Source organism: Paramylibacter kogurei (genome assembly GCF_002742285.1).
GTDB lineage: Bacteria > Pseudomonadota > Alphaproteobacteria > Rhodobacterales > Rhodobacteraceae > Amylibacter > Amylibacter kogurei.
In genome coordinates, this window is record NZ_MDGM01000012.1 from 818,998 (window position 1) to 844,676 (window position 25,679).

Below are 25,679 nucleotides of genomic sequence, written 5' to 3' on the forward strand. Positions count from 1 at the left end.
TTCTCGGTTTTGTTTTCTGTAATAGTGATTTCGAAATTTGTTTTTCATCTTTTTGTGATGCACCGTGTGCTTGACAGTTTTTGTTTGGATGACCAATTTCTAAGAACCTTAACAGGAGAAATATATCGTTGCCGGATGAACTGGGACGTTGAATTTCTTGCTAATATAAAAGGACATTAAAATGACTGACGCGAGCAGCGTAACCTATCCCGTATTGCCATTGCGCGACATCGTCGTGTTTCCACATATGATCGTGCCACTTTTTGTTGGGCGCGAAAAATCTGTGCGCGCACTAGAAGCCGTGATGGAAGATAACAAAGAAATCGTGTTGTCATCCCAAATTGACCCATCCGAAGACGAACCAACATCCGAGAGCATTTATCAAATCGGTGTGGTCGCAACCGTTTTGCAATTGCTCAAATTACCCGATGGCACCGTAAAGGTGTTGGTCGAAGGCAAGGAACGTGTGCGCATCACCGAATATTTGGATAATGACGATTATTTCGAAGCCAACGCAGAGGTGTTGATCGAACACCGCGGCGATGAGGACACAATCGAAGCATTGTCGCGTTCCGTAAGTGCCGAATTTGATCGCTATTCCAAGCTGAACAAAAATGTTCCCGAAGAGGCATTAAAAGCGGTTGAAGAAAGCGATAGCGCCGAAATTCTGGCGGATACGGTCGCTGGGCATTTGTCCATCCGCGTGGATCAAAAACAAGAATTGCTGGAAACGCTGGATTTGGCCGAGCGTCTGGAAACCATTTATGGTTTGATGCAGGGCGAAATGTCTGTGCTGAAGGTCGAGAAAAAGATCAAAAGCCGCGTTAAAAACCAGATGGAACGCACACAGCGCGAATATTATTTGAATGAGCAAATGAAGGCCATTCAAAAAGAGCTGGGCGATAGCGAGGGCGGTGGCCAAGACGAAACCGCCGAGCTGGAAACAAAAATCAGCGAAACCAAACTGTCCAAAGAGGCCAAAGAAAAGGCCGAAGCCGAATTGAAAAAGCTGCGCAACATGTCACCCATGTCCGCAGAGGCAACAGTTGTGCGCAATTATCTTGATTGGATGCTGTCCATTCCGTGGAACAAAAAATCCCGCGTGAAAAAGGATTTGAACAAGGCGCAAACAGTGCTCGATACGGATCACTATGGTCTGGAAAAGGTCAAAGAGCGCATTGTTGAATATTTGGCTGTGCAACAACGTTCAACCAAATTGAAAGGCCCAATCATGTGTTTGGTTGGCCCGCCCGGGGTTGGTAAAACATCGCTTGGTAAATCGGTTGCGCGTGCAACGGGGCGTGAATTTATCCGAATTTCCCTTGGTGGGGTGCGTGATGAATCCGAAATCCGTGGTCACCGCCGCACATATATTGGCTCTATGCCCGGTAAAATCATCCAAGCGATGAAAAAGGCGAAAACCAATAATCCGCTGATCCTGCTCGATGAAATCGACAAGATGGGCCAAGATCACCGCGGCGATCCCGCGTCTGCCTTGCTCGAGGTATTGGATCCAGAACAAAACGGCACATTTGTCGATCACTATCTAGAGGTTGAATATGACCTTTCGAACGTGATGTTCCTGACCACATCCAACAGCTATAACATCCCGGGTCCATTGCTGGATCGTATGGAAGTGATTGCATTGTCTGGTTACACAGAGGACGAAAAGCAAGAAATTGCCAAACGTCACCTGTTGGAAAAACAGATGAAAAATCACGGGCTGCGCAAAGGTGAATTTGAATTGACCGATGATGCATTGCTGGATGTTGTGCGCCGTTACACCCGCGAGGCGGGCGTGCGGAACTTGGAGCGTGAAATTGCGAAACTCTGCCGAAAGGCCGTGACGCAAATCGTCAAAGGTACGGACAAGGCTGTGAAAATCACCGCCAAGAACATCGAAGATTTCTTGGGCGTGAAACGGTTTAAATTCGGTCTGGCCGAAGAAACCGATCAGGTGGGTGTTGTCACAGGTTTGGCCTATACCAGCGTTGGTGGTGAATTGTTGTCGATCGAGGCATTGAAACTGCCTGGTAAGGGTCGGATGAAAACCACAGGTAAGCTTGGCGATGTGATGAAAGAAAGCATCGAAGCCGCTTCATCATATGTGCGCTCAATTTCTCCTGACATTGGTGTAAAACCACCGGTGTTTGAAAAGATTGATATTCACGTGCACGTGCCAGAAGGCGCCACACCAAAAGACGGCCCATCAGCGGGCGTTGGTATGGTGACATCCATCGTGTCAGTGTTGACGGGCATTCCTGTGCGCAAAGATATCGCTATGACGGGCGAGGTGACATTGCGCGGGAATGTTTTGCCGATTGGTGGGCTCAAGGAAAAATTGCTGGCGGCATTGCGCGGTGGTGTGAAAACCGTGTTGATCCCAAAGGACAATCAAAAAGACCTGCCAGACATTCCTGACAATGTGAAAGCGGGGCTGGAAATCATCCCAGTATCATCCGTGTCAGAAGTGTTGAAACACGCATTGATCCGCGCACCAGAAGCCATTGATTGGGACGAGGCCGCAGAAGAGGCCGCCGCCGCATCCAAACTGGCAGAGGCGCAACGCGCATCATTGGCACATTAATCACCAAGATTAACTAAATTCTAAAACAAAGCGGGCATTCCTTGGGGTGCCCGTTTTTTATTGGAATGCCCATGTCACTTGATTCACCAAAACCCGTCATCATTCGCAAACGCGATCTGTTCGAGGCGGTGGTATTACAAACAGGCGTGCGCAAGGGCGAGGTGCGCGAAGTCATCGAAGCATTGCTTGAAAAACTGCATTTTGCCCTTGAAAACAACGCCGAAATCCATGTGCCGCCATTGGGACGGATCAAACCAATCCTGCGTGAAACCGACGATGGGCCACGCATGATTTACAAATTGCACTTGATGAAAACAGAAAATCAAAAAAACTGTAAAAAACCGTAAAACAGCCCTTGATGCCCGCGCAAACAACGTCTAAACACCGCGACACAGGGTGATTAGCTCAGTTGGTAGAGCGCTTCGTTTACACCGAAGATGTCAGGAGTTCGAGTCTCTTATCACCCACCATTTCCTCTCTTTTTATCAATCGTTTCAATTTGGCTTTGCCTTCATTTGAAATTTCTTCGTGATCAATTTGAAAACGCACAGGATCTACCTTGAGATATCTTGGCGTCATTGGATTTTGGCTCGAGGGTGGCGTTGAGCCTAAACGAACCACCATTATTTTCTTTCTTTGTTACCCAGTGGGTTGCGTATACGGTTGTACGTATTGGAGGAAAGGATGGCCGATACAATTGATTTTGAGAACATGGAACGAGATGGTTGGAGCGATCCTTCCATTGCCAAAGGTTATGCCGATGGTTTTGAAATGGCGACACAACTTGTTGCTGAAAAGCTGGCAGACGCAGTTGGTGCCAACCCGAATGTAGAGGTGCTTGACCTGTGTACCGGACATGGAGTGGTTGCAAAAGAATTGGTGACACGTGGTGCAAAAGTAACCGGATTGGATTTTTCCAAGCCAATGATTTTGCTGGCAAAATCCGCTGTTCCCAAGGCCATATTTGTACAGGGTGATGCCATGGCGATGGAGTTCGCAGACGAAAGTTTCGACGCAGTAACAATTGGATTCGGAGTCCCACATTTCCCCGATACCCGTCGTGGGCTGATTGAAGCTGCAAGAGTTTTAAAAACAGGTGGTAAACTTGCGTTTTCAATTTGGCATGGTCAAGGATCAAACGGCTCATTCGGTTGGTTATTTGACGCAGTCGGGCGTTTAGCTGATCCATCGATTACATTGCCCGCAGGCCCCGATGCGCATGAACTGGCCGATTTTGTTACCGCGAAATCGATTGTCCAAGATGCTGGCTTCACTGATGTGAAGTTGAAAGAGATCGCATCCGAATTAAGCCTGAAAAACCCCGAAGCATTGTTTGATCTGTTCGATGGAGGCGCTGTTCGGACAGCCTCGTTACTTAGTCGACAGCCCGATTCAAGACGGGAAGCTATTAGACGTGATTTAGCGATGCGAACTAAACGTGATGGCACCAAGAAAGGACAAGGATATTTTGTCCCAGCTCCATCAGTTGTCATCTCAGCTGTTCGTATTTAATTTGCGTTTGCCAACAAATGGAATTTTTGGGGTGTGAAGAATTGTCATTTTGTTTATATGGCAGACATCGAGCGGGTATTAAGGTTTAGTAAACTTTCATGTAATAGAGCGGCTAACTAAGTCACATTTGCACCTTTCGATCGAACGTCAGATGTATCCTAAAACCGCCCAGACACCGATGCATCTGGGCGCGTGTTGGAACTAGTCCCAATATTTATTACGACGCGATTCTAGCAAAAACTTGTCAGAATCTTTGATCGGACCCTTCGCCTTGGTATAGGCGCAATTTGCCTTGGCTTTGGACAGATTTTTGGCAGAGCGCGCGTTAGAGAAAAAGCGCAAACCGTTCAGAATATTTTCACCGTTCATGGTTAAATATGTGCCGGTGAGTGCTTGGTTGTTAAAGTTGGCCGTAATTGCCCCCTTAAGGTAACCAGTACCACATACAATAATTTGACCGTTATGTTCTGTAATCAAAATCTTGGCAATATATTTGCCACTGCTTCCCCAATTGATGCCCCAATCAGAAAACGTGTCGTTTACCGCAATTTTCCCAGCTTTCTGCCCTTGTTTTGCGGCAAAGCTAGGGGTGAGTGCCATGCACAACACGGTTGATGACAGGGCGATTGTTTTCAAAATACTCATTCTTGATTCCTTATATTGATACACACAACCTATCGGGAGTTTTTGTAAGCCAACACACCAAAGAAGCGTCAATTCTGTCGGTGTGGCATGCCATCAACAGTGTTTTGCAAAATTAGCGCAATGTGGATAACAGATTGCTGTAATCATCCGTCCACAGGTGTCTGTAATCAGAAGTCATGCTGCGCCATGTGTCGTCTTTGACAAATCGCTCAATAGCGCTCTGGTTACGGGCAAAAATTGCAACAGCGGATGCTTGATCCACATTTTTTGCGTTTGTCGCAGGGGCATAGCGAGTGCCAAGCGCAATCAATCCCAATTCGGATGCAATTTTTGACAAGGGTTTTTGTAATGCAAAATATCGGTTGGAAATATGCATCACCAAAATGCCGTTGTCGTTCATATGCGACAGATACAGCTCTATCGCCTCTTTCGTGATTAAATGTACGGGGATTGCATCAGAGCTAAACGCATCAATTAACAGAATGTCAAAATTCTTGGGTGTTTGTTTGGCCAATACCAAACGTGCATCACCAATATGAGTTGGAATATCAGCTGCGCATTGATCAACGAAATTAAACAGATTTGGATTGCGCGCAATATCATCAACCACAGGATCAATTTCGTATAAATCCCAATTTTGATGTGGCTGGCGATAACATGCAAGCGATCCAACACCCAATCCCACAATACCAATGGACGTTGTTTCTTGTGTTTGTGCCGCCAGCATTATACGCCCCATCGGACCATTTGGATGATAATAGGTAAGCGGAGTAGGGCGCGAACCCTTTTCAGATATACGTTCCGCGCCATGCAATGTTGTGCCGTTAAAATATTCGCGAACACCATCGTTATCCACGATGCGATGTACGCCAAATACGCTTCTGGTTTGATAAACATGATTTGGCTGCGCAGCAAAATAAGTGACCAAAACAAACAATGCCAATGAAATTGCGCTTTGCCATGCGCTGTTTTTTAAAATGAACACCAATAAAAACCCGACAAATGTGACCGCGATCAGGTTTGGTTGTGCGAGCGTGTCGCCAATGAATTTGGGCAACAACAACGCCACGAGAATCGCGATCCCACCAAAAACAATCGCGCGGATCATATCGGTAAGTGTTGGTTTTGTTTTGCCGTTCCAGATCAAAATGCTTGCCGCGGCAATCACAATTGGGACTTCATGAATGTCGTTAAACATATGTGTTGCGATGATCGAATTGAAAAATCCGCCCAAGGCGCCGCCAAGTGACATGAATATGTAAAACTGTGTTAAATGATCTTCGCTTGGGCGCGCATCATACAGGCGCTTATGGGCGATGATCGCGAGCAAAAAAAATGTAACGATCAGGATTAAAAAATTGGTCCAACCAACGGCCGATATGCCTTCGATGCGTGTGGCAAAGAGCAAAAATATGAGACAAGCAGGGATGATCACGGCCTGTCGTTCGGCCGATAAAAAATGCCGACCTGAAAATGCGATGATGAATGACACCAGATATAATGCCAGCGGAATAATCCAAACCAATGGAAATGAACCGATATCTGCACTGATTTTAGAAGTGACAGCCAGCATCAATGACGATGGTATCGCGGCAAGAATGATCCAATATAATCGGCGAATATTATTGGGGGCTGGTTCTATCTGTGGTGCGATACTCGATTGTTCGCGAGTCACATTATTTAGCTTGGCCAAGCGACCCGACCAAAACAGCATCCCACCCAGAATCACGAAACCCGCCGTCCAGATCAACCCGATCATACGCGCCCCTAGCAATGGTTCGACGATCAACGGAAATGCCAGTAATGCAATCAATGAACCCAGATTCGAAGCGCTATATAAAAAATAAGGGTCATCGGCCGACGGTCCGCCGCTTCTTGAATACCATTTTTGGATCAATGGTGCATTTGCAGATAAAACAGCAAAGGGCAAACCAACCCCGGTGGCAAATATTAATAAGGTATTTGTCGTGCTTATGGAGCTTGTATCGGCAATCCAATTGGTGTTCACGCTAAGTGGTACAAACAATAGCGCAACCGCCCATAGCCCAATGTGCAAGGCGATTTGCCAAAAAACTGACAAATATTTTGTGCTGAGATGGGCATAGATATAGCCCAACAACAATACTGTTTGAAAAAACAACATTGCCGTCGTCCACACAGACGAAGAACCTCCGACAAATGGCAAAACCAATTTAGCAAAAAGCGGCTGAACAAAGAACAATAAGCCAGCAGAGAGAAAAATAGTGGGGATGAAAACGATTTTTGAAATATGCGGGCGATTGAATGCCATTCATGAAGTTCCGTGTCAATTTTTTGCGTATCTGCCGCAAATTATCCTCGAAATATGGTCTGAAAATGGCTGGAATCCAAACTTAATTTAAAAAGGTGCTTTGAACCGCTTGACGACACTGAACACGCGCCCTACAAGGCCTCCACTTAGTGTGCGGTTGTAGCTCAGTTGGTTAGAGTGCCGGCCTGTCACGCCGGAGGTCGCGGGTTCGAGCCCCGTCAACCGCGCCACTAAGAAAAATGGTTGCATCGCTTTATGCGGTTGTAGCTCAGTTGGTTAGAGTGCCGGCCTGTCACGCCGGAGGTCGCGGGTTCGAGCCCCGTCAACCGCGCCATTTTTCAAAACTTCAAAACGTATATAACGCCAAAGATTTCGCCATTAAGGCGGGCGTTTTGACGTTTTCGATTTGCATCGACACATCAAATTCAAACAAATATTGGCCTTTGCGACGCTCATTGATGCTGTCCAATCCAACATTCGCGCGGATGCGGGCATTTGCACCAACAGGATGCAAAAAACGCACGCGATTTAACCCATAATTGATTTGCGCACGTGCATTTTTGGGAACAGGCGCAACCTGATTTAACATATGCGTCAGTAGCGCAAGTGTGAGATATCCATGTGCAATCGTGCCACCAAATGGTGTTTCTGATTTTGCGCGTTCTGCATCAATATGAATAAATTGATGATCAAGCGTGACGTCGGCAAAGGCATTGATTCTGGATTGGTCCATTTGAAACCAATCTGATACCCCCAGCGGTTTACCAATTTGTTTTAAATATGCTTCTAAATCCAGCTCTTGTGGTGACATTTTAGCGCCTTTCGTTGAATCCGAATGAAACAGGCTTTGTTGACGCAACGCAAGGGTAGGGCGGCGATTCAATTCGATTGATTCCTTTGGCGAAACGTCTAATCTCTCTCTTTAGATTCGAAATACAGGGAGAGTATTATGATTTTGAAATCACTAGGCACTACATTGGGTGTTATGGCATTGACCGCAACAGTGGCGATGTCCGATACCGTTCGCATGGGTACAGAGGGCGCATACCCTCCCTATAACTTTGTGAACGACAAAGGCGAAATTGATGGTTTTGAACGTGAACTGGGCGATGAGCTTTGCGCGCGCGCAGAACTGGAATGCGTTTGGGTGAAAAACGAATGGGATTCGATCATTCCAAACCTTGTGTCTGGTAACTATGACACAATCATTGCAGGCATGAGCATCACCGAAGAGCGCGACGCTGTGATCGATTTCTCTGACGCTTATTTCCCATCTGATCCATCTGCATATGTTGGTTTGGCGGGTGCTGACCCTGCGTTGATTAACGGTGTGGTTGCCGCACAAATCAACACGATCCAAGCAAGCCATGTTGCATCAAGCGGTGCACAATTGATGGAGTTTGCATCCCCTGATGAAACTGTTGCAGCCGTGCGCAATGGCCAGGCTGACACTGCATTGGCAGACAAAGCATTCTGGGAACCAATCGTTGCTGAAAGCAATGGCGAACTGGAATTCGTTGGCGAAGACATCGTTTTGGGTGCTGGTATCGGTGTGGGTGTGCGCGAAAGCGACGGTGAATTGAAAGCAAAATTCAACACTGCCATCGCTTCCATGAAAGAAGACGGTTCATTGAACACGATCATCAAAAAATGGTTCGGTGAAGACGCCGCAACATTTGAATAATTGGTTTGGGGCGTTAGTTTTAGCGCCCCATTCATTTCAGAATGTTTGAATTTTGTACAGATCCAAAATCACTGGAAACATTCCAGTGGTTTTCTTGTTACCTGACAACGCCAAAGCATATGTCGATGTATTACAGCCTGTTTACGGTTGTGGCATTGATTTTGTTGACGGCGCCATTTGGATTGATGTTTGGGTTTATGGGGGCGTTTGCAAGCCGATCCAAAAACATGATCATCCGCATTTTGGGCAAAGGTTACACATCCATTGTGCGCGGTGTTCCTGACATCGTGTTTTTTCTGTTTGTGCCCATCGCACTGGACCAAGCAATCGAATTTATCCGCCATAAAACGCTGTGTTGGGATGTGACCGAACCGATCTGGCGCGGCAATGATTTTGTGGTCTGTCGTGCCGCAAAAATGCCGCTGAGCGAAGCCGCCGTTTGGACGCATGACGTATATGGCTTTCTGCTCGCAGTGGTGGCATTTGCATTTGTATTTGGCGCGTTTTGTTCAAATGTATTGGCAGGTGCGCTTAAATCTGTTCCGCGTGGCCAAATCGAGGCTGGGCGATCAATGGGGCTTGGTGAACGTCAAATTCGCCGCCTGATCGAAGTGCCACAAATGTGGATATATGCATTGCCGGGGTTGTCTAACCTATGGCAATTATTGATTAAATCAACACCGTTGCTATTTTTGCTTGGTGTCGAAGACCTTGTTTATTGGGCCCGCGAATTGGGTGGATCAAAAACCAGCGCCTATGCCTATAGCCATGCTGATTGGCGCTTGGCTTATTTCACCGTTTTGTTGTTATTCTACTTGTTGGTTACGTCGATTTCACAACGCGGATTTGAACGTATGCGCAAACGCTTGGCGCGTGGCCAGAATTTTTCAGGAGCATCCTAAATGACCTGTGGCGAGGCGGTATCAGCCTATCTTTTCCGCGCGATTGGTGTTGGCGAACGCCTGTTACCAAGCAATGACATTGGCATTTGTGAACAGGCGATTTTGATCGGTTCTGGCGTTATGTGGAACATATATTTCGCATTATTCGCGGTGATCCTTGGATTTTTTGCGGCGACTGCGTTGGCGCTTGGAAAATTTGACGGTGGCAAGTTCACTAAAAAATTCTGCGAATTGTTTATCTATTTCTTTCGCGGCACACCGCTGTTTATCCAGTTCTTTTTTGCATATGAATTATTCGTGCTTTTGCCACGTTTGTCGATTGATATTCCGCTGGGGTTCACAACAATCACCGCCGAAACGCGCTGGTTTACGCGTGCGTGGCTGGGTGCGGCGATTGTGCTGTTCCTTAACACCGCGGCATATTCCGCAGAAATATTTTACGGTGCATTGCGCGCCATTCCACGTGGCGAAGTAGAGGCGGGCGCCGCTCTTGGCCTGTCGCGTTGGCAACGCTTTCGTCTGATTGTGTGGCCCACCATGTTACGCTTGGCATGGCCATCATATACAAACGAAGCGATTTTTCTGTTTCACGCTACGACCTTGGTTTATTTTTCGTCTTTCCCTGCGTGGCAACAAAAGGGTGACGCATTATATTACGCCAACTATTTTGCCGAAAAAACGTTCAACCCGTTTATCGCATATCCGATTGTGGCGGCGTATTTTATCGCTGTGACATTGTTTTTGATCTTTGTATTTGGGCGCGTGAACAAACGCCTGACGCGTCACATTTTTTGATAGGGAAGCGTCACAACAAAGACCGCACCGCCATCATGGGCGACACAACGCAATGATCCGCCAAGATTTTTCATAATTTCTTGGCTGATCGGCAAGCCCAATCCAACGCTTCCGGATGGGCTGTTTGATGACAACTGTATGAATTTTTCAAAAATCATTGCGTGATCTTGGGTCGGAATACCTGGGCCGTCGTCAGTGAAAACCAGTTCTACAGAATCTTGATTTTTACGACACTCAATGCTGATTGTGGGGTTGTCTTTGTCCGAATATTTCACCGAATTTGTGATCAGATTAATAAACACCTGTGACAAGCGATCCGTATCGGTTTCAATCACGCTGTCCAATGCATCACCATGATAGGAAATTTTGGCATTTGCCTGTGTCACAATTTGCTGGGTAGATTTTAACACCCGTTCAACCACATCGGATATTTTTACCCGCCGTTTCGTAAGCTGCAATCGCCCGCTTTCAAGAAAGCTTAGGTCAAGGATTTCATCCAACAGATGGGTTAATCGTTGGCTTTCGTCATTGATTACAGATGAAAAATGTTTCAGCGTCTGTGGATCAAGGTTTTCGCTATTGTGCAAAATCTCTGAAAACGAACGAATGGATGTCATAGGTGTGCGAAGCTCATGGCTCACCTTGCTTAAAAAATCATCCTTTTGACGGCCTAGTTTGGTCAACTTGGTATTGGCGGCGCGTAATTCTTCGGCGGTGTTTTTCAACACTTTTGATTGTTCTTCTAATCGGGCGGAATATTCCAAAACCTGTGCGGTTTCGTCCGCCACGGCGATCAAATCTTCGACAGAGATAGCTTCGCTTGCGATGGCTTGCCCGATCATGGCATGGGCCGTTGCCGCCCCAACAGAGCCTGCAAAATTACGTTCCAACGTTTCCATGAATTTGGTCGTAATATCGGGAAGTCCTTCTAACTTACCTTGTAATTTTGCGTGTTCGGCAAACAGCTTTTTCGCATCGTGTCGCCCTAAAATACGCTGGGCAAGAATATATAATTCCTCTGGCGTTGTGGCTGGTTCGATGGGGCGCGGGTTGGTTGGTTGGCCGTAAACATTAATGAATTGTTGTGCCTGAACACGTTCCAGCGGGCGCGGTGATGTGGCAAGTGATGCGATGACAAATGCGAGTGTATTTGCGAAAATTGACCAGAACACCGCGTGGATCAACGGATCGGAAATGGATATGCCAAATAACGCTTGTGGGCGTAGCGCTGAAATTCCAAATGGGCCATTGATGATCGCGTTTTGTGACAGGATAAAACCACCCGCAAAACTTGGTAAAAACAGGGTATAGGCCCACATGGCGAACCCAACGCTAATCCCAAAAAATGCCCCCATTCGCGTTGCATTTCGCCAGAATAATCCCCCAACCAACGCGGGCAACACCTGTGCCACACCCAAAAACGCGATGTAACCAATTGATGCCAACGCGGATCGCCCACCCGTGAGGATGAAATATAAATAACCAAGCCCCAAAATCACCGCGATGCTGATACGTCGTGAGCGTAACAAAACCATTCGGATATCATCACTTTCGGGGATGCGACGACGAAACGTGTAAAGCCATAATGGCAATACGATATGGTTTGAAATCATGGTTGATAATGCGATTGCGGCGACAATCACCATTGATGTGGCCGATGAAAACCCACCCAAAAATGCAAATGCGGCAAGTCCTGCGCGGTTTTCAGATAGTGGAATCGTCAATACGAACAAATCTGGGTTTGATCCTTCGGGCAGGATGTTTAACCCTGTGACCGCGATGGGAACCACAAAAATACACATTAAAAACAAATACATCGGAAATGCCCAACTGGCCGTGGCCAAATGGCGTTCAGCGGCATTTTCAACCACAACCACCTGAAACATGCGTGGCAAACAGATGATGGCGGTCGCCGACAGGAACGTAAGCGTCACCCAGCGCGGTGAAAATATCCCCTCGGTTTGGGGCAGGCGTTGTTCCATCAAGGCAAGCGTTTCGCTTGGTCCGCCCGACACGCCCCAAACCACGAAAACACCCACCGCAATCAATGCGGCAAGTTTCACAATTGCCTCTACCGCGATGGCAGTGACAACGCCGTGGTGGCGTTCATTTGCATCCAAATTGCGTGTGCCAAACACGATGGTAAACGCGGCCAAGCCAAGCGCGATTAACAAGGCGGTGATGGCGGGGCTTACATCTGCAGGGGAGCCTTGTGTAAATACAGTAAAGCTAAGCGTTAATGATTGTAACTGTAGCGCGATATATGGCGTTGATCCAACCACCGCCAAGATTGTCACCAAAACACCCAATACATTGCTTTTGCCGTATCGCGATGAAATCAAATCGGCGATGGATGTGATGCGTTGTGTGCGCCCGATACGCACCAATTTTCGCAAAAACCACCACCAGCCGATAAAAACCAATGTCGGCCCTAAATAGATGGTTAAAAATTCCAATCCATTACGTGCGGCGGATCCAACCGCGCCGTAAAATGTCCATGCAGTACAGTAAACTGATATTGAAAGCGTATAAACAAACGGAGATTCGATGAATCCCATTTTCCCCTGTTTTGCGCGTGTTTCGGCCAATGCCGCAATACCAAACAGACAGGCCACATACAATAACGATATGGTCACAATCAGATTAAAGCTAAGCATTATTCATCCGCCACTTCGCTGACCAAAAAACGCGACAGGATGAACGCGCAAATGATTAATGCCGCCCATGTGCCAAAGATATATGCCAACAGGCCAAGCTTGTTCGGGCCATCTGATGTCAGTGTAAATGCATTGATCATTGGGGTCAGCAACAGACAAATCCCCAAGCCCAAAATACCCAAAGATAGTTCGGATAATTTACGCCGCCGTCGGCGTTTGTCGATCTGTTGTTGTCCGCTGATTTTGTTCATGATTTCAACAGGTTCAAAACACTTGCGACCAATTCGCTATTGGCAAAAGGTTTGGTCATGAACAGGCTAGCACCCGCGGTTTCCGCCGCTGCGCGATCCTTTTTCTGACCTTTGGCAGTTAACATCAATACGGGTAAATCAGCGAGCGTTTCGTTGCTTCGGATATCTTCGAGAATTTTCATACCCGATATGTTTGGCAACATTAGATCCAATATAACCAAGTCAGGGCGTGTTTTTTGAATAAAAGCGACCGAGCCTTCGCCATCGTTGAATGAAGAAACACGCAAACCTTCGCGTTCCAACAGAAATGTCAAAGCCTCGACAATGAATGGTTCATCTTCGATGATCGTAACGGATTTTGCCAACTCTCCCTCCCAAGATGCAGCGGGGACAACCTAGCGGGATTTTTGAAACTAACAAGGGGTTAGGATTTTCCAAGCAAATAAGCATCGCGCCGCGCGGTGCAATTTGGACGCGGACACACCGTGCACTGTAACCCAACCGCCAATTGGGGAAGGGCGGCAAAATTGGCGTTTGCCAACAATTCATAATTGGCGGTGAATAACATAATGCTTTCGTTTTGCGCAGGCATTCCGATTTGCGGCGGCGCAACGGGATATGAAATGCTAAACGTATAAAACCGCTCGCCCGTGGGCATGTCCAAAAATGCGCTAACAGGTTGGCCCGTTTGCGACATGCAACGATACACAGGCCAAAGCGCACAAGCACCACCAAATCGGGGTAGGTTAAAGGTGGACAATTGTTTGCGATACAAAACGGCACCAGACCCATCACATTGCAACAATCCAAATTTTGGCACATCAGCATCGGTTGGCATATGGGCAAGACGAAAACAGATTGACGATATATCGGTGTTCAGCATCTGTGCCAAAACCAAGGGATCATATCCCACCTGTTTGGCCTGTTCCATGAATGGATCAATCGGCAAGCGATGCGCCATATCAACGTAACTGTTAATCGATGCACGCAGTTTATCGCGATCCGCTGAATCACCATCGGTGTTTTCAATCAGCGCATCCGCCGAGGTGGTTTTATATTCAAGATCAGTCAAGAAATGATTGTTTTGCTCTAACAATGCTTCGAAGGATAATGTGCCTTGGGTCATGGATTGGGTTTCAGAGCTGGGTTCAAAATGTTCTAAGACATCCGAAACCGTGGTTGATAAACGGTTTGCCTCGTCGCGCAAGTTGTCCATGAACCGTCTGGCCACATCAATTGGGACATCTGTTTCATTCGCCAAGATTTCTGCGGTGGATCGGATTGTGGTGATGTTTGACAACATCAAATGCATGGCTTCTGCGAAAAACGGGTCGTGGTGCATTTGATCGGCAAGGGCGGTTAATTGTTGCTCCTGTTGATCGACCTGATCTTGTAGGCGTGCAATCAAACGCGCGAATCCGGGGAAGCGGGCGGCGAATTCGGCGCTTCGGTCTGTTTCAATGGCAAAGCCGCGCATTTTCAACCCCGAACGTTTCACGCGATCAATCAGGGATGTATCCATGCCCTCGGACAGGGTTTGCGCATCAATGCCCAAGCCCTTTGCCAGCGCGATTAAGGTTTTACCAGCAATCGAGCGACGGTTGTGTTCAATCAGGTTAAGATACGACGCAGAAATCCCCGCAAGTGACGCAAGGTCCTTTTGCGAGAGGTTTTTTGATTTGCGGTTTTCACGGATACGTGTTCCCAAATGTGTTCGCGCCATAAATTATCCTTTGAAAACAGGTGGTTTTGCCTGTCTTGTAAATTAATTTACATTTTGTGCAGATGCAAATATAAAATATTTACAAAAAAACTGTTGATAAACAATAAGTTATTGTAAAACTTTCTAATCGCGCTAGCCTAAAGGCGTCAATCAGACACTGGCGTATGCTGCGAGGAGGCATCATGCGGCCAGATTTAGGGAGGATAACTATGTCTAACTTTACACGTCGTGGATTGTTGAAAACAGGTGCCGTTGCCGGTGCCGGTCTTGCAATGCCGACATTAATCACAAGCCCACTTGCGGCCTATACGAATGAACCAACAGGTGGTTCAGTTACATTGGGTTTCAACGTACCACAAACGGGTCCATATGCGGACGAGGGCGCGGACGAACTTCGTGCGTATCAACTTGCTGTTGAGCACCTGAATGGTGGTGGCGACGGTGGTATGATGAACACGTTTTCATCAAAAGCGCTTAAGGGTAACGGTATCCTTGGCAAGAAAGTGGAATATGTAACAGGTGACACGCAAACCAAATCTGATGCGGCGCGTGCTTCTGCGAAATCCATGATCGAAAAAGACGGCGCAATCATGATCACAGGTGGTTCTTCATCTGGTGTGGCTGTTGCTGTTCAAGGTCTGTGCCAAGAAGCTGGCGTTATCTTTATGGCCGGTTTGACACACTCGAATGACACAACTGGTAAAGACAAGAAAGCGAACGGTTTCCGTCACTTCTTTAACGGTTATATGTCTGGTGCTGCTTTGGCGCCTGTGTTGGCAAAAGAATATGGTACGGATCGTCGTGCATATCACCTGACAGCGGATTACACTTGGGGCTGGACGCAACAAGAATCCATCCAACAAGCGACCGAAGCCAAGGGCTGGAGCACAGTTAATAACGTGCTAACACCATTGGCGACGACTGACTTCTCGTCATATATCGCGCCTGTATTGAATTCTGGGGCAGATGTGCTGGTTCTGAACCACTACGGCGGTAACATGGTGAATTCACTGACAAACGCGGTTCAATTTGGTCTGCGTGACAAACAAGTGAACGGTAAAAACTTTGAAATCGTTGTGCCTCTGTATTCAGAGCTGATGGCCAAAGGTGCGGGTGAAAACATCAAAGGCATCTTGGGTTCAACCAACTGGTCTTGGACACTTGGCGATGATGGTACCAAAGCGTTTGTTAAAGCATTCGGTGAAAAATATGGTTTCCCACCGTCAAATGCGGCGCAAACTGTTTATGCACAAACATTGTTGTATGCGGATGCGTGTGAGCGCGCAGGTACATTCAACCCATGTGGCATTGCAGAGGCATTGGAAGGCTTTGAATTCGATGGTTTGGGCAATGGTCCAACATTGTATCGCAAAGAAGACCACCAGTGTTTCAAAGATGTGCTTGTGATGAAAGGCAAAGATAATCCAACAAACGAATACGATGCGTTGGAAATCGTCGAAGTCACACCACGTGCACAGGTTGAATATGCACCAGATCACCCAATGTTTGCGGGTGGCGATTTGGGTCAATGTAACCCAGGCGCATAATTTTATCGCACAACTTAACGATCACGCTGGCGTAAATGCTGGCGTGATCTGCTCACCGCGGGGAACGCGGTTTTCAGATTATACAGGGTAGAGAGCAATGGATCAGTTCCTTTTACAGGTATTGAACGGGCTGGACAAAGGCAGCGCATATGCGCTGATTGCGTTGGGGCTTACACTTATTTTTGGTACGCTGGGTGTGGTGAATTTCGCCCACGGCGCGCTGTTCATGGTGGGGGCGTTCTGCGCCGTTTCCATGCAAAAAATCTTTGAAATTTCGAAGATTACAATCGACGCAACAAAAACAGATTTTTTGGGCAATCCGTTAAAGGTGAAAACGCCCTATGTGATTGAATGGTTTGGGGAATCCGCAGGGAATGCGATGATCAACTGGTCGGTTCCTCTGGCGATTTTGCTTGCCATTCCGGTGATGTTGCTGGTGGGCTACATCATGGAACGCGGTTTGATCAAACATTTCTATAAACGCCCCCATGCGGATCAGATTTTGGTGACATTCGGTTTGGCGATTGTGATCCAAGAAATTGTAAAAGCATCTTATGGCGCGAACCCAATCCCAACACCCGCACCAAGCCAATTTGTCGGTTCATTCGATTTTGGTGTGTTGCTGGGCATGGATCCAAACGCGGTCATCTATCCTTATTGGCGTTTGATTTATTTCGCGTTTTCCGCTGTGATCATCAGCGCGGTTTTTGCATTCCTACGCTTTACCACATTTGGAATGGTTGTGCGTGCGGGCATGGCCGATCGTGAAACGGTTGGTTTGCTGGGGATTAATATTGATCGTCGCTTTACCTTGATGTTTGGCGCCGCTGCCGCGGTGGCGGGGCTGGCGGGTGTGATGTACACGCCAATCAATTCCCCCAATTATCATATGGGGATGGATTTCCTTGTATTGTCATTCGTTGTGGTTGTTGTTGGCGGCATGGGCAGTTTGCCCGGTGCGGTTCTTGCGGGCTTTATGCTTGGCATTTTAGAAAGCTTTGCGTCAATGAACGCAGTCAAAGAATTCTTTGAAATGCTTTACCTTCCGTCGATCGACCAAATCATCATCTATCTTGTTGCCATTATCGTTTTGCTGACCCGACCACGTGGTTTGATGGGCAAAGCTGGCGTAATGGAGGAATAAATGAATACTTTCAGCAAAGCAGACAAAAACACACTGTTATTTGTCATTATCATCACCATGCTCGCGCCGTTCATCTTGAACCCGTTTCCAGAAGGCTCGGCCATGGCACAGTTTAACGCAGGCTATCCCGATTTGATGCAGCGTTTCGCAATCTTTGGTATCTTGGCCGTTGGATTTAACATCCTATTTGGCCTGACAGGGTATCTATCATTTGGGCATGCCGCATTTTTGGGTGTGGGTTCATATTCCGCCGTTTGGATGTTCAAGCTCTTGTCGATGAATATCATTCCGGCATTGATCCTGTCAGTGATTATCGCGGGCATATTCGCGTTGGTCATCGGGTTTATCTCGCTGCGCCGATCTGGGATTTACTTTTCAATCCTTACGCTTGCTTTTGCTCAGATGAGCTTTTCGCTTGCGTATTCGGTTTTGACACCAATCACCAATGGTGAAACGGGTTTGCAAATCACGTTGAACGATCCACGTATTTTGGATGGTGGAACAGGTGCGGGTAACTTGCCAGTCACCGGTTTGTTCGGGCTTGAAATGCGTAACACATTTACACTTGATTTGGGTGCATGGGCGTTTCAATTCAACGTTGGCTATTACATCTGCGCGATCTTCTTGATCTTGGCTTTCTATCTGTCGATGCGGATTTTCCGTTCACCGTTTGGGTTGATGTTGCGTGCGATTAAAACCAATCAAACGCGCTTGAACTACACGGGTCTAAACTCGCGTCCATATACATTGGCGGCATTCGTCATCTCTGGCATGTACGCAGGTCTTGCGGGTGGTTTGATGGCGGCAATGGACCCGTTGGCGGGTGCGGAACGTATGCAATGGACGGCATCAGGTGAAATCGTTTTGATGACAATCCTTGGCGGTGCGGGCACATTGCTTGGCCCTGTATTGGGTGCTGGATTCATCAAATATTTCGAAAACATCTTTTCAAAGATCAACGACAATGTGTTGCACACATGGTTTTCGATCCTGCCTGATGGTTTGGAAAATGCGATTGTTTGGGTGCTTCATTTCTTTGTCGGTAAGGGCTGGCATTTAACACTTGGCATGTTGTTCATGCTGGTGGTGATCTTCCTTCCCGGTGGTTTGATGGAAGGTGCGGATCGTATCCGTGCACGATTTGGCCGCAACAAAGGCAAAGGCGAAGATACGCCAAATGCCACCAACCCAGCAGAATAAGGAGCGGATTTCAAATGGGTATTTTAGAAGTCCAAAATGTGAATAAATCCTTTGGTGGGTTGAAGGCATTGCAAAATGTGAACCTCAATATCGAAGAGGGCACAATTCACGCGATTATCGGGCCAAACGGTGCGGGTAAATCAACATTGTTGAACTGTTTTGTGGGCAAATTGGTCCCTGACACTGGAACGGTGATGTTTAATGGGCAATCTTTGTTGGGGATCAAACCCCACGAGATTAACCAAACAGGCGTTTCACGCGTGTTCCAAACGCCAGAGATTTTTACAGATCTTTCAGTGATGGAAAACGTGTTGATCCCGTGTTTTGCAAAACGCGACGGGGCGTTCAAAATGAACGCGCTCAACCGCGTGCGCAACGAGGTTGATATTCAAGAAAAAGCCGAACAGATGTTGATTGATGTCAACATGATCGACAAACGCGATATGATTGCATCATCCATGTCACGCGGCGATAAACGCCGCCTTGAAATGGCGATGTGTTTGGCACAAGACCCCAAGCTTTTGTTGTTGGATGAGCCAACGGCGGGCATGGCGCGTGCAGATACGAATAACACAATCGATTTGTTATCCGAAATTCAGGATCGCCGCCATATCACCATGGCTGTGATTGAACACGATATGCATGTGGTGTTTTCGCTGGCGCAAAAGATTAGCGTGTTGGCACAAGGCACTGTTATCGTTGAAGACTTACCAGAAAATATTAAGGGCCATCCAAAGGTTCAAGAAGCTTACCTTGGGGGGGCACATTAATGGCGAATATGAACGCAAACCACGCGCAAAACGCACCAGCGTATTTTTCGGCACATGATATCCATGCATATTATGGCGAAAGCTATATCGTACAAGGCGTGTCAATGAATGTTCACGAAGGTGAAATTCTGGCACTGCTTGGGCGCAATGGCGCAGGGAAAACATCAACATTGCGTGCACTTGCACGCCTTGATGATCCTGCGGTGCATAAGGGTGAAATCTGGCTTGATCATCAACCGCTTCATACGATGAAATCATATCAGGCGGCGCAGGCTGGCATCGCATTGGTGCCAGAGGATCGGCGCATCATCCAAGGTTTAACAGTTGAAGAAAATATTCAACTGGCACAAATTGAACCGCCCATTGGTTGGTCGCTGGAACGCATTTATGATCTGTTTCCACGTCTGGGCGAGCGGCGCAAACAAGAGGGCACAACCCTGTCTGGTGGCGAGCAACAAATGCTGGCAATTGGGCGCGCATTGTCCCGTGATATCAAACTTTTGCTGCTTGATGAACCCTACGAAGGTCTAGCCCCCGTTATCGTTCAAGAGATCGAAAAAACGTTGCATCTGATCCGTGAGCAGGGCATCACAACGATCATTGTGGAACAAAACGCAGTGGCTGCTTTGAACCTGGCTGATCGCGCTTTGATCTTGGATACAGGGCAAGTTGTCTTTGACGGCACCGCAAAAGAGGTGTTGGATAACGAAGAGCTACGCCACGAATATTTGGCCATCTAGCGCCAATTCAGACGAAAGGTATTGAATATGACCGACCCGATTTTCCCACCAAGCGCGAAAGTCGCTGCAAACGCGCATGCGGATGCCAAAAAATACGAAGAAATGTATGCAGCATCTGTAAACGACCCAGAGTCATTTTGGGGCGAACATGGCAAACGTCTGGATTGGATGACACCATACACAAAGGTGAAGAACACAACGTTCGCATATCCTGATGTGTCGATCAAATGGTATGAGGATGGTGAACTGAATGTATGTGTGAATTGCGTTGATCGCCATTTGGAAAAACGCGGCGATCAAGTTGCAATTATCTGGGAAAGCGATGAACCAGGTGGTGATGAAAAGATCACTTACAAAAAGCTTCACCAAGAGGTGTCAAAGCTTGCCAATGTTTATAAATCATTGGGCGTTAAAAAAGGTGATCGCGTTGTTCTCTATATGCCGATGATCCCAGAGGCGGCATATGCTATGCTGGCCTGTGCGCGTATTGGTGCGATCCATTCCATCGTGTTTGGTGGGTTTTCACCCGATGCGTTGGCATCACGCATCGCCGATAGCAAGGCAGCATTGGTTGTCACCGCAGACGAAGGCCCACGCGGTGGGCGTGCTGTTGGGCTAAAGAAAAATGTTGATGCGGCCTTGGACATTTGCGGTGATGTCACCACACTTGTTGTGGCACGCACAGGCGGTGGACCCGGCAACAAAGAGGGGCGCGATCATGATTACGCAACCCTGATGGCTGATGCATCTCCCGATTGCCCCGCGGAAAAAATGAACGCAGAGGATCCACTATTCGTTCTTTATACATCTGGTTCAACGGGCAAGCCGAAGGGCGTTGTCCATACATCAGGTGGTTATCTGGTGTCCGCATCCATGACCCATCAATATACGTTCGATTATCATGATGGTGATGTGTATTGGTGTACGGCGGATGTGGGTTGGATCACGGGCCACAGCTATATCGTTTATGGCCCGCTGGCCAATGGCGCGACGACCTTGATGTTCGAAGGCACGCCAACATATCCAGACGCATCGCGTTTTTGGCAGGTGTGTGAAAAACACAAGGTCAATCAATTTTACACTGCCCCAACGGCGATCCGTTCATTGATGGCGCTTGGTGATGATCCGGTGAATAAATGCGATCTATCGGCGCTCAAGGTTTTGGGAACCGTGGGCGAGCCGATCAATCCTGAGGCATGGAATTGGTATCATAACGTTGTGGGCAAGGGAAAAGTGCCCATCGTTGACACATGGTGGCAAACCGAAACGGGTGCACATATGATGACCCCATTACCAGGTGCTACACCGACAAAACCGGGCTCAGCGACCAAACCATTCTTTGGTGTGCAACCTGTCGTTCTTGACCCAACCACAGGCAAAGAAATCACCACAACTGAGGCCGAAGGCGTATTAGCAATCAAAGACAGCTGGCCCAGCCAAATGCGCACGGTTTATGGCGATCATGAGCGTTTCGTGAACACCTATTTCGCCGCCTACAAAGGATATTATTTCACCGAAGACGGCTGTCGTCGTGACAAGGATGGATATTATTGGATCACGGGGCGTGTGGACGATGTGTTGAACGTATCAGGCCACCGTATGGGCACCGCCGAAATCGAAAGCGCACTTGTCGCCCATCCAAATGTGGCAGAGGCCGCCGTGGTGGGATACCCACACGCGGTCAAGGGGCAGGGCATTTATTGTTATGTCACGCTGAACGCGGGTGTTGAATCATCCGATGATTTGCGCGTTGAATTGCGCAACTGGGTGCGCAAACAAATTGGCCCCGTTGCATCACCTGATTTGATACAATGGGCGCCAGGTTTGCCCAAAACCCGTTCAGGCAAAATCATGCGCCGCATTTTGCGCAAAGTGGCCGAAGATGATTTTGGAAGCCTTGGCGACACATCCACATTGGCGGAGCCAGAGGTCGTGGATGATCTGATCGCAAACCGCATGAACCGCGGCTAAATTAACAGATGAATTAAATCCCCCAAGACTCTGATCTTGGGGGATTTTTTTATGATTAGCTTTCGGCTAGCAACGCATCAACGCGATCTGTCACGCGATCTTTGTCATAAAGATCAAAATAGGCCGCGTGCATCAAATGTGGTGGTCCGAAAAAGAACCGCTCGTAAAGCGCTTGGCGATTACCAAATCCCGAAACCGCCACATCATGCGCCAAACGGTATAATGCCACGCGATCCTTGGAATCCAAATTTGCAACTTGGAAATATTGCAATACATCTGGGGTCAGATCATTGGCAAAGTCCGCCTCGGCAGGGGTAGCCATCAATGATGATGATCCCATCATTTGCAGAATTTCCACCATGCGCGGGTAATATTTCGGGAACAAATTGCGCGATGTATCAAGCGGGCTGCGCAATGGGATGAAATTGCCATATTCATCTTCATGTGCTTCGGCTTCTGCTTGGTAAAGCAAGGCGCGGATGGTTTCGGTCATTAACATGACCTCTGACACCATGCCCTTCATCGCCAAATCGCGATCACGGCCCGTGGCCTTGAGGATGGACACCAAAATACCTGTTAAAAACTCGGCCTTTGCCAGTTTCCCACATGCCACCTGATGCGCCATATGCACCACGGCATTGGTGGCACCAAACGCTTGGTTGCACAATTCTGGTTCGCCATACATGAACACGCGTTCCCATGGCACCAAGACATTGTCGAATATCACGACCGCATCCATTTCTTCAAACCGCGATGCAAGAGGGGCGTCAAAATGGGATTTTCCGTGATCATATGTATCACGACAAATCATTTTTAGACCCTTGGTTGCAATCGGAATTGCGAATGCAAAGGCAAATGGTTCATTGGCGGGGTCTGCACGTAATACGGTTGATGGGAAAACCTCAATCTCATCGGCCGATGGGCCAAGTGTTGCGAGCAATCGCGCGCCATTCACGATGATTCCGGCATCGGTTTCTTTCACCACATGCAATGCCACTTCGCTGCTAAATTTACCTGCGGCGGCTTGGGCGTGGCTAATCTGTGGGTTGACCAATGTATGGGTTAAAACCTTGTCATTGGTGCGGACATGGTCATAAAAATTGGTCATGTTTTGCGAAAAATCTGCTTGGCCTTTGGTGCCTTGTGCCAAAAACGATGTGGCGGATGCAAATGACATCACCGATGCGTTCTTGTAGTCAGGTGTGCGCCCAAACATCCCGTTCGACCATTTCGCCCATTCGTAATAGGCGCGACCCTTGGCTAGAATGTCTTCTTTGGATTTTGGAATTTTGAACGACATGGCGCAACGCGATCCGTCGTTATCCTGATAGGTGACAGTGTCGCGATATTTTTCATCATGCTGGCGATCCAGAAAACCCGCCAGAGTTTGCACGCCGCGTTTAATGCCAGGCTCGGTGGTGACATCGGCCACGCGTTTTCCACGTGTCCACACCTCGCGTTCATCTTGAAGCCCCGCAATATATTGCGCACCTGTACGAATGCCATTTCCCAAGGTCATTTGTTCCTCCTAACGCTTTGAATTATCGTTGATAATGTCATTTAACGCGACATCAGTCATATTGAGTTTGATAGTGTCTAAAATTCGTTCCAACGCCGCCCAATCATCTGCACTTACAGAATTTTTAAGATGGGTTTGAATGTCTTGAACCAAAGGCAAAACCTGTTGTTGCAGCGCACGCCCTGCATCGGACACGACGATATAGGTTTTGCGCCGATCCGATTGCGAGCGTACCCGTGCTACCAGTCCCTTTTTTTCCAACCGATCAAGGATTCCAACAAGGCTCGGCGCGGGGAGCAATGCTTGTTTTGAAATCTCGATTGCGGTGGTTTTTTCTGATGTCCATAACATGCGCAAAACACGCCATTGTTGTTCTGTCAGATCAAACCGTGCGAATAATTCTCGGTGAACCGGCATTACCGCATCCAGCGTGTAATTTAGAATCATCGGGAGTGATCGTTGAAAACTTTGCATGATGTACATCCAAATTAATTAATATATTAATAATTTAGATATGCAATTTAATCAAGAAAAATCTAATACGGCAACCCGACATAGTTTTCAGCGATACTTGTTTGGGCCGCATTTGATTGCGCGGTGTAGCGAAGCTCACTTTCTTGGATATGTTGATCGAAATCTGTTTGATCGGGAAAACGATGCAATAGGGTGGTCATCGACCAGCTAAACCGAATAGCCTTCCAAATACGATCAAGTGCGGTTTTGGAATAGTTCGCAAGTTGTTCTGAATTTCCAGTATTAAAATGTACTTGCAGCGCTTCGAACAAATAATGCACGTCAGACAGGGCCAAGTTAAGCCCCTTGGCACCGGTTGGCGGCACGATATGCGCCGCATCACCACATAAAAATAGCGTACCATGTTGCATGGGTTCACAGACAAAGCTACGCAATGGGGCGATAGATTTTTCAATGCTGGGTCCCGTAACCAACGCATTTGCATGTTCCACGGGCAGGCGGCGTTTTAATTCATCCCAAAATGCATCATCAGACCAGTTTTCAACCTTATCCGTTAAGGGAACTTGGATATAATAGCGTGATCGTGTTGGGGACCGCATGGACGCCAGTGCAAATCCACGGCGATGATTGGCATAGATCAATTCATCCGCACAGGGTGGGGTATCTGACAGCACGCCAAGCCATCCAAACGGGTATATTTTTTCGTATTCGGTGCGAATATCATCAGGGATGCTGGGGCGGCTAACGCCATGAAACCCATCGCAGCCTGCGATAAAATCGCATTGAATTTTGTGGTTTTCACCATCCAATTCATATGTGACCCGTGGTGCATTTGATTTCAGATCATGCAGTTTCACATTTTCCACGCCATGAATAATCGTTGCACCGATGTCATCTTGTGCATTGTAGAGATCGCGCGTGACCTCTGTTTGGCCATAAACCATCATACGCTTGCCCGTGTGTTCATGAACATCGACGCGGAATTCTTGGTTGTTATAGGCTAAATGAAATCCATCATGCGGTTGGCCTTCGGCATCCATGCGTGTACCAACGCCTGCCTTGCGCAATAATTCGACACTTCCCCATTCCAAAACACCTGCGCGGATGCGCGACAGGACATATTCACGGCTTTGGCGTTCCAAAACAATGGTTGAAATTCCCGCACGGTTCAAAAGCTGAGATAACAATAATCCAGATGGGCCTGCGCCAATGATTGCGACTTGCGTTTTCATGATCCCTCCCGAAATTTGTTAGGTTACATTAACGCG

General features: G+C 47.6%; 22 protein-coding genes and 3 tRNA genes. 15 read left to right on the plus strand and 10 right to left on the minus strand.

Annotated features, from left to right (window positions below; genetic code table 11):
* Positions 1-181 precede the first annotated feature (181 nt).
* The 4 genes from lon to BFP76_RS09500 all read left to right on the plus strand — a co-directional run bounded on the left by lon (position 182) and on the right by BFP76_RS09500 (position 4,099).
* The gene (gene lon / locus BFP76_RS09485) at positions 182-2,587 is read left to right on the plus strand and encodes an endopeptidase La (RefSeq protein ID WP_099593080.1); all 2,406 of its coding nucleotides are present in this window, start codon (positions 182-184) and stop codon (positions 2,585-2,587) included.
* A 71-nt stretch (positions 2,588-2,658) separates the two neighbouring features.
* Complete coding sequence (locus BFP76_RS09490; protein WP_165775698.1) at positions 2,659-2,934, plus strand: HU family DNA-binding protein; 276 nt, start codon at positions 2,659-2,661, stop codon at positions 2,932-2,934.
* Between the two features lie 47 nt (positions 2,935-2,981).
* A tRNA-Val gene (locus BFP76_RS09495) sits at positions 2,982-3,057 on the plus strand.
* A 214-nt stretch (positions 3,058-3,271) separates the two neighbouring features.
* Positions 3,272-4,099, plus strand: a complete 828-nt coding sequence (locus BFP76_RS09500; protein WP_240514021.1) for a methyltransferase domain-containing protein — start codon at positions 3,272-3,274, stop codon at positions 4,097-4,099.
* 201 nt (positions 4,100-4,300) lie between these two features.
* Here BFP76_RS09500 and BFP76_RS09505 read toward each other — a convergent pair whose 3' ends face one another.
* The gene (locus tag BFP76_RS09505; RefSeq protein WP_099593084.1) at positions 4,301-4,744 is read right to left on the minus strand and encodes a hypothetical protein; all 444 of its coding nucleotides are present in this window, start codon (positions 4,742-4,744) and stop codon (positions 4,301-4,303) included.
* Between the two features lie 112 nt (positions 4,745-4,856).
* A complete protein-coding gene (locus BFP76_RS09510) occupies positions 4,857-6,557 on the minus strand; it encodes a fused MFS/spermidine synthase (RefSeq protein ID WP_240514022.1) in 1,701 nt (566 codons plus the stop codon).
* Between the two features lie 630 nt (positions 6,558-7,187).
* On the opposite strand from BFP76_RS09510, the gene BFP76_RS09515 reads away from it, so the two are divergent.
* Positions 7,188-7,264 (plus strand) — tRNA-Asp (locus BFP76_RS09515).
* A 27-nt stretch (positions 7,265-7,291) separates the two neighbouring features.
* A tRNA-Asp gene (locus BFP76_RS09520) sits at positions 7,292-7,368 on the plus strand.
* A 12-nt stretch (positions 7,369-7,380) separates the two neighbouring features.
* Here BFP76_RS09520 and BFP76_RS09525 read toward each other — a convergent pair.
* Positions 7,381-7,845: a MaoC family dehydratase gene (locus BFP76_RS09525; RefSeq protein WP_099593088.1), complete on the minus strand. Its 465-nt coding sequence runs from the start codon at positions 7,843-7,845 to the stop codon at positions 7,381-7,383.
* A gap of 138 nt (positions 7,846-7,983) precedes the next feature.
* Here BFP76_RS09525 and BFP76_RS09530 point away from each other — a divergent pair, with 138 nt between their 5' ends.
* From BFP76_RS09530 to BFP76_RS09540, 3 genes are read left to right on the plus strand one after another with little or no spacing between them, the layout of a single operon-like run.
* Positions 7,984-8,718 (plus strand): transporter substrate-binding domain-containing protein, encoded by a 735-nt coding sequence (locus BFP76_RS09530; protein WP_099593090.1) that lies wholly within the window; start codon positions 7,984-7,986, stop codon positions 8,716-8,718.
* Between the two features lie 41 nt (positions 8,719-8,759).
* On the plus strand, positions 8,760-9,620 hold the full coding sequence (locus BFP76_RS09535) for an ABC transporter permease (RefSeq protein ID WP_099593091.1): 861 nt from the start codon (positions 8,760-8,762) through the stop codon (positions 9,618-9,620).
* Complete coding sequence (locus BFP76_RS09540; protein ID WP_099593093.1) at positions 9,621-10,415, plus strand: ABC transporter permease; 795 nt, start codon at positions 9,621-9,623, stop codon at positions 10,413-10,415. It begins immediately after the preceding gene.
* Here the strand turns inward: BFP76_RS09540 and BFP76_RS09545 are convergent.
* From BFP76_RS09545 to BFP76_RS09560, 4 genes are read right to left on the minus strand one after another with little or no spacing between them, the layout of a single operon-like run.
* Positions 10,403-13,072 (minus strand): sensor histidine kinase, encoded by a 2,670-nt coding sequence (locus BFP76_RS09545; protein ID WP_099593095.1) that lies wholly within the window; start codon positions 13,070-13,072, stop codon positions 10,403-10,405. The genes BFP76_RS09540 and BFP76_RS09545 overlap by 13 nt on opposite strands.
* The gene (locus tag BFP76_RS09550; protein WP_099593097.1) at positions 13,072-13,323 is read right to left on the minus strand and encodes a hypothetical protein; all 252 of its coding nucleotides are present in this window, start codon (positions 13,321-13,323) and stop codon (positions 13,072-13,074) included. Before BFP76_RS09550 ends, BFP76_RS09545 begins: the two co-directional genes overlap by 1 nt.
* Positions 13,320-13,688 carry a response regulator transcription factor gene (locus BFP76_RS09555; protein ID WP_099593098.1) on the minus strand — a complete coding sequence of 123 codons (369 nt, stop codon included), beginning with the start codon at positions 13,686-13,688 and terminating at the stop codon, positions 13,320-13,322. Before BFP76_RS09555 ends, BFP76_RS09550 begins: the two co-directional genes overlap by 4 nt.
* A gap of 59 nt (positions 13,689-13,747) precedes the next feature.
* Complete coding sequence (locus BFP76_RS09560) at positions 13,748-15,046, minus strand: helix-turn-helix transcriptional regulator (protein WP_099593100.1); 1,299 nt, start codon at positions 15,044-15,046, stop codon at positions 13,748-13,750.
* 209 nt (positions 15,047-15,255) lie between these two features.
* On the opposite strand from BFP76_RS09560, the gene BFP76_RS09565 reads away from it, so the two are divergent.
* From BFP76_RS09565 to acs, 6 genes are all read left to right on the plus strand, one after another.
* Positions 15,256-16,593 carry a substrate-binding protein gene (locus BFP76_RS09565; protein ID WP_420818665.1) on the plus strand — a complete coding sequence of 446 codons (1,338 nt, stop codon included), beginning with the start codon at positions 15,256-15,258 and terminating at the stop codon, positions 16,591-16,593.
* 97 nt (positions 16,594-16,690) lie between these two features.
* Positions 16,691-17,737, plus strand: a complete 1,047-nt coding sequence (locus BFP76_RS09570; protein ID WP_099593101.1) for a branched-chain amino acid ABC transporter permease — start codon at positions 16,691-16,693, stop codon at positions 17,735-17,737.
* Positions 17,738-18,937, plus strand: coding sequence for a branched-chain amino acid ABC transporter permease (locus BFP76_RS09575; RefSeq protein WP_099593103.1), 1,200 nt, complete (start codon positions 17,738-17,740; stop codon positions 18,935-18,937).
* A 14-nt stretch (positions 18,938-18,951) separates the two neighbouring features.
* Positions 18,952-19,707, plus strand: a complete 756-nt coding sequence (locus tag BFP76_RS09580) for an ABC transporter ATP-binding protein (RefSeq protein WP_099593105.1) — start codon at positions 18,952-18,954, stop codon at positions 19,705-19,707.
* Entirely contained in the window at positions 19,707-20,447 is a 741-nt protein-coding gene (locus BFP76_RS09585) for an ABC transporter ATP-binding protein (RefSeq protein ID WP_099593107.1), read from the plus strand. The genes BFP76_RS09580 and BFP76_RS09585 overlap by 1 nt, the downstream gene beginning before the upstream one ends.
* Positions 20,448-20,474: 27 nt before the next feature.
* Positions 20,475-22,418 carry an acetate--CoA ligase gene (gene acs, locus BFP76_RS09590; RefSeq protein WP_099593108.1) on the plus strand — a complete coding sequence of 648 codons (1,944 nt, stop codon included), beginning with the start codon at positions 20,475-20,477 and terminating at the stop codon, positions 22,416-22,418.
* Between the two features lie 55 nt (positions 22,419-22,473).
* On the opposite strand, the gene hpaB is transcribed toward acs, so the two are convergent.
* From hpaB to pobA, 3 genes are all read right to left on the minus strand, one after another.
* Entirely contained in the window at positions 22,474-23,937 is a 1,464-nt protein-coding gene (gene hpaB / locus BFP76_RS09595; protein ID WP_099593110.1) for a 4-hydroxyphenylacetate 3-monooxygenase, oxygenase component, read from the minus strand.
* Between the two features lie 9 nt (positions 23,938-23,946).
* The gene (locus tag BFP76_RS09600; protein ID WP_165775699.1) at positions 23,947-24,411 is read right to left on the minus strand and encodes a MarR family winged helix-turn-helix transcriptional regulator; all 465 of its coding nucleotides are present in this window, start codon (positions 24,409-24,411) and stop codon (positions 23,947-23,949) included.
* 62 nt (positions 24,412-24,473) lie between these two features.
* Positions 24,474-25,643 (minus strand): 4-hydroxybenzoate 3-monooxygenase, encoded by a 1,170-nt coding sequence (pobA, locus tag BFP76_RS09605; protein ID WP_099593114.1) that lies wholly within the window; start codon positions 25,641-25,643, stop codon positions 24,474-24,476.
* Between the last annotated feature and the right edge of the window lie 36 nt (positions 25,644-25,679).

Excerpts from the sequence above, each read along its gene's own strand:
- lon (WP_099593080.1), top strand. The coding sequence starts at position 182 with ATGACTGACGCGAGCAGCGTAACCTATCCCGTATTGCCATTGCGCGAC.
- BFP76_RS09490 (WP_165775698.1), top strand. The coding sequence starts at position 2,659 with ATGTCACTTGATTCACCAAAACCCGTCATCATTCGCAAACGCGATCTG.
- BFP76_RS09500 (WP_240514021.1), top strand. The coding sequence starts at position 3,272 with ATGGCCGATACAATTGATTTTGAGAACATGGAACGAGATGGTTGGAGC.
- BFP76_RS09505 (WP_099593084.1), bottom strand. The coding sequence starts at position 4,744 with ATGAGTATTTTGAAAACAATCGCCCTGTCATCAACCGTGTTGTGCATG.
- BFP76_RS09525 (WP_099593088.1), bottom strand. The coding sequence starts at position 7,845 with ATGTCACCACAAGAGCTGGATTTAGAAGCATATTTAAAACAAATTGGT.
- BFP76_RS09530 (WP_099593090.1), top strand. The coding sequence starts at position 7,984 with ATGATTTTGAAATCACTAGGCACTACATTGGGTGTTATGGCATTGACC.
- BFP76_RS09535 (WP_099593091.1), top strand. The coding sequence starts at position 8,760 with ATGTTTGAATTTTGTACAGATCCAAAATCACTGGAAACATTCCAGTGG.
- BFP76_RS09540 (WP_099593093.1), top strand. The coding sequence starts at position 9,621 with ATGACCTGTGGCGAGGCGGTATCAGCCTATCTTTTCCGCGCGATTGGT.
- BFP76_RS09545 (WP_099593095.1), bottom strand. The coding sequence starts at position 13,072 with ATGCTTAGCTTTAATCTGATTGTGACCATATCGTTATTGTATGTGGCC.
- BFP76_RS09550 (WP_099593097.1), bottom strand. The coding sequence starts at position 13,323 with ATGAACAAAATCAGCGGACAACAACAGATCGACAAACGCCGACGGCGG.
- BFP76_RS09560 (WP_099593100.1), bottom strand. The coding sequence starts at position 15,046 with ATGGCGCGAACACATTTGGGAACACGTATCCGTGAAAACCGCAAATCA.
- BFP76_RS09565 (WP_420818665.1), top strand. The coding sequence starts at position 15,256 with ATGTCTAACTTTACACGTCGTGGATTGTTGAAAACAGGTGCCGTTGCC.
- BFP76_RS09570 (WP_099593101.1), top strand. The coding sequence starts at position 16,691 with ATGGATCAGTTCCTTTTACAGGTATTGAACGGGCTGGACAAAGGCAGC.
- BFP76_RS09575 (WP_099593103.1), top strand. The coding sequence starts at position 17,738 with ATGAATACTTTCAGCAAAGCAGACAAAAACACACTGTTATTTGTCATT.
- BFP76_RS09580 (WP_099593105.1), top strand. The coding sequence starts at position 18,952 with ATGGGTATTTTAGAAGTCCAAAATGTGAATAAATCCTTTGGTGGGTTG.
- BFP76_RS09585 (WP_099593107.1), top strand. The coding sequence starts at position 19,707 with ATGGCGAATATGAACGCAAACCACGCGCAAAACGCACCAGCGTATTTT.
- acs (WP_099593108.1), top strand. The coding sequence starts at position 20,475 with ATGACCGACCCGATTTTCCCACCAAGCGCGAAAGTCGCTGCAAACGCG.
- hpaB (WP_099593110.1), bottom strand. The coding sequence starts at position 23,937 with ATGACCTTGGGAAATGGCATTCGTACAGGTGCGCAATATATTGCGGGG.
- BFP76_RS09600 (WP_165775699.1), bottom strand. The coding sequence starts at position 24,411 with ATGCAAAGTTTTCAACGATCACTCCCGATGATTCTAAATTACACGCTG.
- pobA (WP_099593114.1), bottom strand. The coding sequence starts at position 25,643 with ATGAAAACGCAAGTCGCAATCATTGGCGCAGGCCCATCTGGATTATTG.